The organism is Mycobacterium hubeiense (assembly GCF_002838065.1).
In the GTDB taxonomy this organism is placed as follows: Bacteria; Actinomycetota; Actinomycetes; order Mycobacteriales; family Mycobacteriaceae; genus Mycobacterium; species Mycobacterium hubeiense.
The window spans coordinates 106,701-117,476 of record NZ_PIZU01000016.1 but is presented as its reverse complement, the minus strand read 5'-3'; the positions used below and the strand labels follow the sequence as shown (position 1 = coordinate 117,476).

The 10,776-nt window shown below is 66.3% G+C and carries 15 protein-coding genes; 6 read left to right on the top strand and 9 right to left on the bottom strand.

Annotated elements, in window-relative coordinates:
- From CWS39_RS14590 to CWS39_RS14580, 3 genes are all read right to left on the bottom strand, one after another.
- Positions 1-495 (bottom strand): DNA glycosylase AlkZ-like family protein (locus CWS39_RS14590; RefSeq protein ID WP_142386848.1); only part of this gene is annotated, 495 nt, incomplete at its 3' end.
- Positions 496-516: 21 nt separating this feature from the next.
- Positions 517-903, bottom strand: a complete 387-nt coding sequence (locus tag CWS39_RS14585; protein ID WP_102143628.1) for a hypothetical protein — start codon at positions 901-903, stop codon at positions 517-519.
- Positions 904-1,029: 126 nt separating this feature from the next.
- Entirely contained in the window at positions 1,030-2,451 is a 1,422-nt protein-coding gene (locus CWS39_RS14580) for a S1C family serine protease (RefSeq protein WP_102143627.1), read from the bottom strand.
- 129 nt (positions 2,452-2,580) lie between these two features.
- Between CWS39_RS14580 and CWS39_RS14575 the strand changes: the two genes are divergently transcribed.
- Positions 2,581-3,756 (top strand): metallophosphoesterase, encoded by a 1,176-nt coding sequence (locus tag CWS39_RS14575; protein WP_102143626.1) that lies wholly within the window; start codon positions 2,581-2,583, stop codon positions 3,754-3,756.
- Here CWS39_RS14575 and CWS39_RS14570 read toward each other — a convergent pair.
- Positions 3,753-4,340 (bottom strand): TetR/AcrR family transcriptional regulator, encoded by a 588-nt coding sequence (locus CWS39_RS14570; RefSeq protein ID WP_102143625.1) that lies wholly within the window; start codon positions 4,338-4,340, stop codon positions 3,753-3,755. The two genes, CWS39_RS14575 and CWS39_RS14570, sit on opposite strands and share 4 nt — an antisense overlap.
- Before the next feature lie 59 nt (positions 4,341-4,399).
- Here CWS39_RS14570 and CWS39_RS14565 point away from each other — a divergent pair, with 59 nt between their 5' ends.
- A complete protein-coding gene (locus CWS39_RS14565; protein ID WP_102143624.1) occupies positions 4,400-4,867 on the top strand; it encodes a DUF1579 family protein in 468 nt (155 codons plus the stop codon).
- A gap of 2 nt (positions 4,868-4,869) precedes the next feature.
- On the opposite strand, the gene CWS39_RS14560 is transcribed toward CWS39_RS14565, so the two are convergent.
- Entirely contained in the window at positions 4,870-5,070 is a 201-nt protein-coding gene (locus tag CWS39_RS14560) for a hypothetical protein (RefSeq protein WP_102143623.1), read from the bottom strand.
- Positions 5,071-5,246: 176 nt separating this feature from the next.
- Between CWS39_RS14560 and CWS39_RS14555 the strand changes: the two genes are divergently transcribed.
- A complete protein-coding gene (locus CWS39_RS14555) occupies positions 5,247-5,720 on the top strand; it encodes a lipoprotein LpqH (protein WP_102143622.1) in 474 nt (157 codons plus the stop codon).
- Between the two features lie 3 nt (positions 5,721-5,723).
- On the opposite strand, the gene CWS39_RS14550 is transcribed toward CWS39_RS14555, so the two are convergent.
- Both CWS39_RS14550 and CWS39_RS14545 read right to left on the bottom strand, forming a co-directional pair.
- A complete protein-coding gene (locus tag CWS39_RS14550; protein ID WP_102143621.1) occupies positions 5,724-6,563 on the bottom strand; it encodes a mycofactocin-coupled SDR family oxidoreductase in 840 nt (279 codons plus the stop codon).
- Positions 6,564-6,616: 53 nt separating this feature from the next.
- Positions 6,617-7,222: a TetR/AcrR family transcriptional regulator gene (locus CWS39_RS14545; protein WP_102143620.1), complete on the bottom strand. Its 606-nt coding sequence runs from the start codon at positions 7,220-7,222 to the stop codon at positions 6,617-6,619.
- 121 nt (positions 7,223-7,343) lie between these two features.
- Between CWS39_RS14545 and CWS39_RS14540 the strand changes: the two genes are divergently transcribed.
- Complete coding sequence (locus tag CWS39_RS14540) at positions 7,344-8,645, top strand: cytochrome P450 (protein WP_102143619.1); 1,302 nt, start codon at positions 7,344-7,346, stop codon at positions 8,643-8,645.
- On the opposite strand, the gene CWS39_RS14535 is transcribed toward CWS39_RS14540, so the two are convergent.
- Together CWS39_RS14535 and CWS39_RS14530 are read right to left on the bottom strand one after the other, a co-directional pair.
- A complete protein-coding gene (locus tag CWS39_RS14535; protein WP_102143618.1) occupies positions 8,608-9,042 on the bottom strand; it encodes an SRPBCC family protein in 435 nt (144 codons plus the stop codon). The genes CWS39_RS14540 and CWS39_RS14535 overlap by 38 nt on opposite strands.
- Positions 9,039-9,371, bottom strand: a complete 333-nt coding sequence (locus tag CWS39_RS14530; protein ID WP_102143617.1) for an ArsR/SmtB family transcription factor — start codon at positions 9,369-9,371, stop codon at positions 9,039-9,041. Before CWS39_RS14530 ends, CWS39_RS14535 begins: the two co-directional genes overlap by 4 nt.
- 76 nt (positions 9,372-9,447) lie before the next feature.
- Between CWS39_RS14530 and CWS39_RS14525 the strand changes: the two genes are divergently transcribed.
- Positions 9,448-10,125, top strand: coding sequence for a DUF899 domain-containing protein (locus tag CWS39_RS14525; RefSeq protein WP_102143616.1), 678 nt, complete (start codon positions 9,448-9,450; stop codon positions 10,123-10,125).
- Positions 10,122-10,775 carry a maleylpyruvate isomerase family mycothiol-dependent enzyme gene (locus tag CWS39_RS14520; protein ID WP_233213514.1) on the top strand — a complete coding sequence of 218 codons (654 nt, stop codon included), beginning with the start codon at positions 10,122-10,124 and terminating at the stop codon, positions 10,773-10,775. Before CWS39_RS14525 ends, CWS39_RS14520 begins: the two co-directional genes overlap by 4 nt.
- The last annotated feature ends 1 nt before the right edge of the window (position 10,776 follow it).

Below are 10,776 nucleotides of genomic sequence, written 5' to 3'. Positions count from 1 at the left end.
ACCGCCGCACCACGGCGTCAGCTCGGCGCGCACCCGGCGGCTCACCAATGCCGACAACTCGCCTTTGGTCCGAACCGCGCGGTCGCTCATCACGTCGCGCATCGCGGCGGCCACCTCGTCGAACGCGGCGTCGACGGCGATCCCGTGCTGCGACAACTCCGAGAAGAACGGCCCGTGCGCCGCGCGCAGCAGCTGCCGCGGGTCCTCGACCCGCAACGCGCTCGCCAGCAGAGCGAGGTCGCGTCGGCGGTGCACGTGCATGGTTCCGCGCAGTGAATGCACAAGCACCAGGGCGCGGCTGCGCGACGGATCAGCCTGCGCGTCGGGTGGGAGCCGGACCCGAAATGCGTCGGCGGCCGTGGTCCCCGGCGGCGTGTCCTGCACCCCGATGTCGAGCACCCGGCAATCGGAGATCCGCTGTGCTGGGTCCTCCAGGTCATGCACCCACGCGCGGTAGGCCAATACCTGGTCGCGGGTGATGCGTTCGGCTCCCATGACTCGAGAACCAAACAGGCATCAGGGCCGTATCAACGGTGGGCGGCACGCGTTGGACGTCGGGTCCCACCACCAACCGTTGTTGCACGCGAGAGGTTGTGGCCCCACGCCCAGCGGCCGGCACACATTCGCCGTCGGATCCCACCACTGGCCCGGGACGCATCCCAGCGGTTGCGGGCCGACGCCCAGCGGCCGGCAGGTATTGGCCGTTGGATCCCACCACTGGCCGCCCGGACACGGTAGAGCCAGCGGCGCATCCGGCGGCCGACACATGTTGGCCTTGGGGTCCCACCACTCGCCGTTGGCGCACTGGGCCGAACTCACCGCCGGCGTGGCCACCGTCACCGCCGCCATGGGCGCCAGCGTCAGCATGACGATCAGAAGCAGATGGCGAACAGATGTCCACATTCGAAGTGCCCCCTATTACGCTCGTCCGCAATCACGGCCCAGCTTAGACGTCTCGAAACTGTCGTTACCGTGCGAAAGTGCGAGTGAAGAGCCCGGTAACGACAGTCTCGCGGCCTGGCTGTCTGGTTATCGAGACTTCTCCGCCTCTGGGGTGATCGTCAACGTGACGGGCTTGCCCTCGCGCTTTACCTCGATCTGCGCGTCCTTGCCGACTTTGAGCCGGCGAACCGCGACGACGAACTCGTCCACCCCGGCGATCGCGCGGTCACCGACCTTGACCACGATGTCACCGTCCTCGATCCCGGCCCGCTGGGCCGGACCGCCGGGCGTCACCTTCGTCACTCGGGCACCGGAAGCGGCTGTGTCGCTGACGGATTCGGCGGTCAGTCCCAATGTGGGATGGGCGATCTTGCCGTCCCGGATGAGGGTGTTGACGACGTGCTTGACCTCGTTGACCGGGATGGCGAAGCCGAGGCCGCTGGCGCTGTCCGAAAGAGATTTGCCGGCGGTGTTGATGCCGATGACGTTGCCGTGCATATCGATCAGCGGGCCGCCGGAATTGCCGTGGTTGATGGCGGCGTCGGTCTGCACGGCGGCGATGACGATGTCGTCGGAGCTGTCAGTGGGGAGGCGCACGGCGCGATCCAGCGCACTGATGATGCCCTGGGTGTCGGTGCTGCGCAGGCCCAACGGGGCACCGGCCGCGATCACCTCGTCGCCGACGCGCAGCCGGTCGGAGTCACCCAGGCGCGCGACGGTGAGGTTGTCGACGTTGCTGACCTTGAGCACAGCCAGGTCGGTGTCGGGATCGGTGCCGACGAGGTTGGCGGGCACCTGCTTGCCGTCGTTGAACACCACGGTGATCTTGTACTTGTCCAGATCGCTTGCGGCTTCGGCGATCACGTGATTGTTCGTGACGATGTAACCGCGGCCGTCGACGACGACACCCGAGCCCTGCGAGCCCTCCGATTCGCTGAGCGTTTCGACCGTGACCACCGAATCCGCCACGGCCGCTGCGACTCTCGCGAACCGACCCTCGGGCAGCTCGCCGTCGTTTGTCGTCGACAACGACACCTTCGGCGTCGTGAACGCCTCCATGATCTCGGCGGTCTTGCGACCTACCCAGCCTCCGAGGAGCCCCAGCACCAGCGCTATGACGGCCAGGACGGCCAACGCCAGCCGCGTCAGCTTGCGGCCGAAGAGCACGTCGCGAACGCCGAGCTTGCCCGTCGGCGCCGCGGGCTGTACTTGGGCGGGCATGGCTGGTTCGGGGGCTGCGTCGGCCTCACGCCCGAACTCATCAGGTTCTTCGCCGGTGTCTTGTTCCTCGACGGGCTGGGGCACCGGGAACGCTTCGGCCAGGACGCGGTGGGGCGGCTGATTCGTGGGCGTGAACTCGCCCTGATCCGGCGTGCGGTCTGGACTCGCGAAAGCGCTCTCGACACCGGCGGGCCGGCCAAAGCCCCGCTGGGTAGCGGGGTCGACCTCTGGTCGCCAGAGACCACGCGATGGCGCAGAGCCCTCGCGGGCCTGGTCGTCGTCGGTCACGCGTGTCTCTCCTGGTAGCGATGTGGGACTGACACCACCCTACCGGCGCGCCGAAGGTGGCGATTTGGGCGCGCTGGGTCGCGCTGAGCACGCTAACGTCGAGGCCACTGCCACCGGTAAAGGACATGCATGTTCATTGTCGTTCTGAGTGCGGTCCTCGCGCTGATGCACTTCTACCTGTGGAAGCGCCTGATCAAGGACACGACTCGACCTGGCCGCACGAGGTGGATTCTCACGGCCGTGCTCATTGCGCTGACGGCGGTGCTCGTCGTGACACTGATCTTGCCGCGGATCATCGGGCTGACCGAATCCACCTGGTTCGCATGGCCCGGCTATTTCTGGTTCGGCCTCGCCGCCTATCTGTTCTTGACTTTGCTTGTGCAGGAGCCGATTCGGCTCGTATGGCGTTGGATGGTGCGCAGGCGGGTCCAACAGACACCCGCCGAGGCGCCTGACAACTCCACGCTGCTGAGTCGCCGCCTCTTCATCGCCCGGGCCGGCGCCGTGGCTGCCGGCGCCGCGTCGGCAGGCCTCGTCGGTGTGGGCGCCGCCAACGCACTGGGGCCGCCGGCGCTGCTACAGGTTCCGGTCAGGCTGCGGAAACTCGATCCGGCCTTCAATGACTTTCGGATCGCGGTTGTTTCGGACATCCACCTGGGCCCGCTGTCGGGTCGAGCGCACACTGAGCGCATCGTCGAGATGATCAACGAGACCTCACCGGATCTCGTCGCGATCGTTGGCGACGTCGTGGACGGAACCGTGCACGAGCTCGGGTCTGCGGTGGAGCCATTGCGCGACTTGGCATCTCGCGAGGGCACCTTCTTCGTGACCGGAAACCACGAGTACTTCGTCGACGACCCCTTCTCCTGGCTGCGCGAGCTGGAGCGGCTCGGCGTACAGCCGCTACGCAACGAGAACACGCCGATTCGCCGCGGCTCTGCGACGTTCCATCTCGCTGGTGTCAACGACATTGCGGGCGAGTCGTATTCAGACGCACCGGACTTCGACCGCGCGCTGGCCGGCGTGAATGCGGCCCAACCCACCGTATTGCTCGCGCATCAACCCGTCGTGGTCGAGGAGGCCGCCGCCCGCGGTGTCGACCTGCAATTGTCCGGTCACACCCACGGCGGGCAAATGTGGCCGTTTCACTACCTCGTCCGGCTCGCGCAGCCGACCCTCGCCGGGCTGTCCACAGTGGATGACACACAGCTGTATGTCACTCGGGGCGCAGGGTTTTGGGGTCCGCCGGTCCGCATCGGTGCGCCGCCGGACATCACCGTCATCTCGCTGCAGGGCCAGCGTTAGTTAGCGGATAGGCCGGCGGCCAGTACGTCGACCACTCTGCCCAGCTCTGCGTCGTCGAGATCCTCGTCGATCACCATGATCGTGAAGAACAGCGCTCCGCCGAGCATGCGGTGCACGGTGGCGACCGGTGGCATCGTCGACAACTCACCGCGGTCCACGGCGCGGGTCAGGATCGCGTCGATTTCCTCGCGTTCGGTTGCCACGAACACGCTGCGCAACCGCTCCGAGAGCTCCGGCGACTGACTGATCTCGGCGATCACGTGCGGTGCGACCTCGCGCGCGGCGGGCGCAGACATGTCCGTGCGGATGCGGTTGGCCAACGCGAGCAGGTCGCCGCGCAACGACCCCGTGTCGGCGGGGGGCTGCGGGTCGGCGCCGTGCACGCCGGCGGCGAACAACAGCTCCGCCTTGGATGTGAACCGGCGATAGATCGCGGCCTTCGACGTGCCGGCTCTCGCCGCCGTCGCATCCATGGTGACCTGCGAATAGCCGACCTCGGCCAACAGCTCGCGCGCCGCGACGAGGATCGCCGCATCGATCGCGCTATTGCGGGGTCGCCCGACCCCTTGACCCGGCACCGGCATTGTGCCAATATACAATACCGTAGTATCGAAACTAAAGTCTCGTAATAGGAAGGGTCATCATGGCTGTGGTGCTGTCGGAGATGGACCGACTCATCGATGTACTCGAAGGACGCTGGCAGTGCCGGGTGACCTACGAGCCGAACCCCCAGCTGCCGGCCGGCGGAACCAGCGTGGGCTGGGAGCAGTGCCGCGTCGGGCCCGGCCGTTGGTCGGTACTCTTCGACACCCGCGCCCACGGCGACTCGGGCGAGTTCGAAGGTGCCGGCTTCATCATCTGGAGCGCGGCGGAGGCCGCCTACCACCTGCATTGGCTGAGTTCATCCAGCCCCGAACCCGGGTTCTTCACCGGACACTGGGACGACGGAAACGTCGTCTTCGACGGCCACGAATACATCGCCGGCCAGCGGCTCGCATCGCGCCACAGCATCACCGACATCAGCGCACAGGCCCTCGTCTACACCGTCGACATGGGTCCGACGTCAGAAGATCTGCGGCGCGCTGCGACCATCCAGTACACGCGCGACTGACGTCACTCGGGTGGCTCATCACGTTGGGCCGCAGCCAGTTTCGCCTCCGCCAACCGCATCAGCGTCGGCAACGCATCCAGATCCACGCCGATGCACTCCGCGATGACGTCGTCACCGATGCCCGCCTCCCGTAACCGCAGCGCCGTCGCGTACGGCAGCGGTAATCGAGCAAGCGACGCGGCGCGGCGAGGGTCGGAGGTCATAGCGGAACGCTGCCGCACTGCCACGGCGGCGGCTGGGGTAACGCGCTACCCCAATTAAAGGTTCGTGCCCCGCCCACCAAAAAACTGAGGTAGTGGATTACCCCAGCCACGTGGTCGGCCCCGATTTACGTTGCCGTCGTCGAACCATGTCTTGACACAACGCAAAGGAGAACAAGATGAAGCGTGGGTTCTTGATCGGCGTCGGCGGCGCGGCGATCGTCGTCGCCGGTCTGTCGGGATGCTCGTCAGAGGACAAGTCGGAGTCCCCGGCCACCACTGCGGAGGCGACGGCGGAAGCCGAAGCGGGCGCGAGTGAAACCAAGGTCATCATCGACGGCCAGGACCAGAACGTCGAGGGCACCGTGGTGTGCAGCGCGATGGGCGGCAACATGAACATCGCCATCGGTGGCGCCGCCACCGGCATCGCCGCCGTGGTCAGCGAGGGCGATTCGCCGACCGTCAGCTCGGTCGGACTGGGCAACGTCAACGGCGTGACGCTCGGCTACACCAGCGGCACCGGCCAGGGCGAGGCCAAGGCCGAGAAGGACGGCAACACCTACAAGATCTCCGGCACCGCGACGGGTGTGGACATGGCCAACCCCATGCAGCCCGTCAACAAGCCCTTCGAGATCGAGGTCGCCTGCCCGTAGGCGTCACTTCAACATGCTGCCGGCGTCGACGGTCACGGGAAGCCCCGTGATGTAACGAGATTCGTCGGACGCCAGGAACAGCACGGCGTTGCTGACGTCGATCGGATCAACCCAGCCGATCGGCAGGACGTGCATGAACTGCGCCGCAACGGCGAGGTCGTCCGGACCCGGATTCTCCAGATCCGGCCGGAACAGCTTCATGGTTCCGTCGTTCATGAACAGCGGTGTGTTCACATTCGTGGGACACACCGCGTTGACCCGGATAAAGTGCTGCCCGAGTTCGACGGCGAAGGTGCGCATCAGCCCGATCACGCCGTGCTTGGCGGCGATGTAGTGGCCGGTGTGCGCATACGGCTTGAGGCCGCCGACCGAGCTGGTGAGGATGACCGAACCGCCGCGGTTCCCGGAAAGCAGATGCGGTACAGCGGCTTTGACCGTCTTCCATACTCCGGACAGGTTGACGTCGATCATGTCGCGCCAGTCGTCTTCGCTGGTCTTGTCCAAGGTCTCGCCGCCGTTTCCGATGCCGGCGTAGGCGACGACGATGTCCAACCCACCCAACTGCTCGACGCCATTGTCCACCGCTGCTTTCAGCCCGTCGAAGTCACGCACGTCGACTTCGGCGGTCACGATGCGGCGGTTGAGGCCGTTGACGAGATCGGCAGTCTGCGCGAGGTCGTCGGGTGTTGCAGCCGGGATCTGCGTGTTGCTGGAGATGGCCGCGCACACGTCGACGGCGATGATGTCGGCGCCTTCCTGCGCGAGTCGTACCGCGTGGCTGCGACCTTGGCCGCGTGCAGCGCCCGTGATGAATGCGACCTTGCCCTCTACGCGCCCGCTCATGACTCCACCTCAGATTCCCGAAATTGTTTGTCGATCGATCAGGAACGGTGGCACTAATCGGCGCTGCTGTCAACACTCGAGCTGGCGGCGCGCAGCAGAGTCAGCAGTCGATTCACGAATGCGCGCAACTCGTCGTGACCCGCAGTGACTCCGATGGCACTCTCGTTGCACAAGCTGCGCGCCGTTTGGGCGATCAGCATGGAGATCGCCATCGGTGGATACTCGCGGAGGTCGATGCCGTCGGCGCGCAGTGCGACGGTCACCGCCGCGGTTTCGATGTCGCGTACCCGTTCCGCGTACGCCTTGAGTTCGGCCCCGACCGCCTTGCGATGGTTGGCCAGTGCCATGAACTCCGTGTAGAGGCCGGTCAGCCGAGAATCGCTGTTGACCTGCCATAACGCCCGCAGCGGGTCGTCATCGGTGAGGGCGGCACGCATCCGTTCGAGCGACGCCTCGGCGCCGGTGCGCAACACCTCGACGAACAGATCGTCCATCGTGGGGAAGTAGTAGTAGACCAGCGCCTGTTTGACCCCGGCTTCCGCGGCGATGCGCCGCGAGGTCGCGGCGGCATACCCGTCGTCGCGCATGATCTTGGCGGTCGCCTCGATCAATCGCCGGCGGGCATCGACGGGCTTCGACGCGCGTGCGGCGGCGGGCATTCAGCGGGCTCCGCCGCGGTGAATTCTTGACGGTTCTTCGCCGCCCGTGGTAGGCATGGCTCATCCTAACAAGCTGATCGATCGACCAGTTCTGGACGCCCGATGAAAGGACAGCGAGACCATGACCGATCTCGCCTCGGTGGACTACTTCTCGGACGAAGCCGTCAGCCAGAACCCCTACGAGTACTACGAGTATCTGCGGAGCCAAGGCCCGGTCTTCCGCGAGCCGCACCACGGCGTCGTCGCCGTCACGGGTTATCAGGAGGTGGTGGCGGCCTTCAAGGACACCGAATCTTTCTCGGCGGTGAACGCGATCGGCGGCCCGTTCCCGCCGCTGCCATTCGAACCCGAGGGTGACGACATCACCGAGCAGATCGAGGCGCACCGGCATGAGTTCCCGATCTTTGAGCACATGGTCGTCATGGATCCGCCAGCCCATGAGCGCGCGCGGTCGCTGCTGAGCAAGCTCCTCACGCCGCGCCGGCTCAAGGAGAACGAGGACTACATGTGGCAGCTGGTCGATCGCCAGCTCGACGAGTTCATCGACAACGGCCGCTGCGAGTTTCTCAGCGAATACGCCAAGCCCTTCGCCACGCTGGCCATCACCGACCTGCTGGGGGTGCCGGAGGAGGATCGCGACGAGATCCGGCACGCGTTGGGTGCGGGGCGGGCGCCCGGCAGCAGGGTGGGCGCGCTGGACGGCGAACCCGTCGGCCTCAATCCGCTGCAGTATCTCGACGACAAATTCAGCGCATACATCGCCGAGCGGCGCCGTGAACCGCGCGGCGACGTCCTCAGCGGCATGGCCACCGCCACCTATCCGGACGGATCGACACCCGAGCTCCTCGAGGTCGTGCGACCGGCCACATTCTTGTTCGCGGCGGGTCAGGAGACCGTCACCAAGCTGCTCAGTGCGGCGGTGCAGACGTTGGGTGAACGTCCTGAGTTCCAGCAGATGCTGCGCGAGAAGCCGGAAATGATCCCGGGTTTCATCGAAGAGGCGCTGCGGATGCAGAGCCCGACGAAGGTCGACTTCCGGCTGGCCCGCAAGACCACTTCCCTTGGTGGCGTGCACATTCCGGCCGGGACAGTAGTGATGCTGTGCCTCGGCGCCGCCAACCGAGACCCGCGAAAGTTCGAGGATCCGAATGAGTTTCGCCCAGAGCGGCGAAACGTGCGCGAGCACATCGCCTTCGGGCGCGGTATCCACACCTGTGCGGGCGCGCCCCTGGCGCGAGTCGAGGGGCAGATCACCGTGCGCCGGCTCCTCGACCGGACGCGCGAGTTGCGGATCGACGAATCCGCACACGGACCCGCAGGTGCCCGCCGGTACTCCTACGAGCCCACCTTCCTGTTGCGCGGCCTGACCGAACTGCACATCGAGTTCACGCCCGCAGAACCGTCGCAAGCTGGTCGCAGGTGAGCGCCCACCCGCTGTTGTAGTTGTCGAATTCCGTTGGCGGCAAGAGGGAATGCTCGATCGACATCAGCGTCTCGTCCTCGCCGTGCGGCTCGAAGGTGACATTGACGATGCTGGCGAGGGTGGGGTCGGGAAAGTCGGACGAGCTCCACGTGAAGCGCAGCAGGCGGGGTCGGTCGATGGCCAGGAAGCGGCCGGTGATCAGGACGCTGGTGCCGGAATCGTCGACGTCGAAGTGCACTTTCCCGCCGACATGAGGTTCGACGACGATTGAGACGCAATAGGTCGGGCGCGGACACATCCACTCCGCCAACGCTTCTGGATCGAGCCATTGGTCGAACACCACGTCCGGCGCGGCCGGCATCACGCGTTGTACCCGCACGGTCGGTGCCGCGGTCATTGTGCGCGGCGCTTCCGGCGTAGCCGCGCGGCCAGTGCATCCGCGCGCGTCTCCCAGAAGTCGGTCTGCTCGTTGATCCACTGCTTGGCCATCGTCAACCCGTCCGGCGCCAGCGATACCCAGTGCTCGCGGCCGCGGACCTCACGCTGCACCAGGCCGGCCGACTCCAACACCCCGATGTGGCGGGATACCCCGGCGAAGGTCATCGGCAGCGGCGCCGCCAGATCGGTGATGCGGGCGTCGCCCTGGCGCAGCGTCTCCAGCAGCCAGCGGCGCGTCGGGTCGGCGAGTGCGGCGTACGTGCGGTCAAGAGCCTGATCTTCAACCACCTTGTTGACTATAGCGGCAAACCGTGGTGTGCTGGAGCCAGACATTCAACTGAACTGTTGAACATCAGGGAGAGGCATGAGAACAACCCCGATCGTCTCCGCTGCGGAGTGGCAGACCGCGTGGCGGGAGCTGCTGGTCAAGGAGAAGGAGCTGACGCGCGCCCGTGATGCGCTGGCCGCCTTGCGTCGGCGAATGCCGTGGACCCCGGTGGAGAAGCGGTATGAGTTCGACGGCCCCGACGGCAGAGTGAGCCTACTCGAGGTGTTTGCGGGGCGTAGGCAGCTGATCGTTTATCGCGCGTTCTATCAACCCGATGTGCACGGCTGGCCCGAACATGCCTGCGTCGGTTGCTCTTTGATGGCTGACCACGTCGGCAACCTGGCGCACCTGAATGCCCGCGACACCACGTTCGTCTACGCCTCGCCCGCACCGCAGGCCGACATCGCGCGCCTGAAGAAGCGGATGGGCTGGGAACACATTCCCTGGTACACCATCACCGACAGCTTCGACAAAGACATCGACTGCGACCAGTGGCATGGCACCAATGCGTTCATCCGGGACGACGACGGCCGGGTGTTCCGCACCTACTTCATCAACGACCGCGGCGACGAGGCATTCGTCAACACCTGGAACCTGCTGGACATGACGGCACTTGGGCGCCAGGAGGATTGGGAGGATTCACCGCAGGGCTACCCGCAGTCGCCGCCGTACGAATGGTGGCGTTGGCACGACGAGTACGGGGACGACACGTGACCACCGATTCGCGGCTCTATCGGGAAACCATGGACCGCATCACCGCGTTGGTGTCCGGGCTCGACGAGAAGGGCTGGGCCACTGTAGTTCCCGCGTGTCCCGAGTGGTCGGTGCGCGACGTGCTGGCCCATCTTGCGGCCGTCGCCGACGATTGGGCGAGTGGACGGCTGGCCGGACCGGCCACCGATGAACAGACTGCCGCGCAGGTTGCCCGGTTCAGCGGAGTCGACATCGACGCGATCCTGGCCACCTGGGCCGACGCGTCGGCCCGCCTGCATGAGCTTGCCGAAACCACCGGGCTGGAGCCGCCGCTCGGCGACATCGTCATCCACGAGCACGACCTGCGGGGTGCCCTGGACCGGCCCGGCGCCCGGGACTCGGACGGGGTGCGGCGCATCGCCGACGAGCTGCTCGCGATGCTGGAGCCGCCGGTGCCGCTACGGGTGAGGGTCGAAGACGATGAGTACCGCAGCGGGCCCGACGGTGAGCCCGAACTCGCGCTCACCACAACGCGTTTCGAGACGCTGCGCTGGCGCACCGGCCGTCGCAGCCGCAGCCAGCTGGCGGCCATGGACTGGTCGGGTGACCCGACTGGAGTGCTCGATCACCTGTACCTGTTCGGGCCGGCGCAAGCCGATCTCGTCGAATAAG

Bases quoted from the DNA above. Each gene is read 5' to 3' on its own strand.
- CWS39_RS14585 (WP_102143628.1), bottom strand. From the start codon at position 903: ATGTGGACATCTGTTCGCCATCTGCTTCTGATCGTCATGCTGACGCTG.
- CWS39_RS14575 (WP_102143626.1), top strand. From the start codon at position 2,581: ATGTTCATTGTCGTTCTGAGTGCGGTCCTCGCGCTGATGCACTTCTAC.
- CWS39_RS14570 (WP_102143625.1), bottom strand. From the start codon at position 4,340: ATGCCGGTGCCGGGTCAAGGGGTCGGGCGACCCCGCAATAGCGCGATC.
- CWS39_RS14565 (WP_102143624.1), top strand. From the start codon at position 4,400: ATGGCTGTGGTGCTGTCGGAGATGGACCGACTCATCGATGTACTCGAA.
- CWS39_RS14560 (WP_102143623.1), bottom strand. From the start codon at position 5,070: ATGACCTCCGACCCTCGCCGCGCCGCGTCGCTTGCTCGATTACCGCTG.
- CWS39_RS14555 (WP_102143622.1), top strand. From the start codon at position 5,247: ATGAAGCGTGGGTTCTTGATCGGCGTCGGCGGCGCGGCGATCGTCGTC.
- CWS39_RS14550 (WP_102143621.1), bottom strand. From the start codon at position 6,563: ATGAGCGGGCGCGTAGAGGGCAAGGTCGCATTCATCACGGGCGCTGCA.
- CWS39_RS14545 (WP_102143620.1), bottom strand. From the start codon at position 7,222: ATGCCCGCCGCCGCACGCGCGTCGAAGCCCGTCGATGCCCGCCGGCGA.
- CWS39_RS14540 (WP_102143619.1), top strand. From the start codon at position 7,344: ATGACCGATCTCGCCTCGGTGGACTACTTCTCGGACGAAGCCGTCAGC.
- CWS39_RS14535 (WP_102143618.1), bottom strand. From the start codon at position 9,042: ATGACCGCGGCACCGACCGTGCGGGTACAACGCGTGATGCCGGCCGCG.
- CWS39_RS14525 (WP_102143616.1), top strand. From the start codon at position 9,448: ATGAGAACAACCCCGATCGTCTCCGCTGCGGAGTGGCAGACCGCGTGG.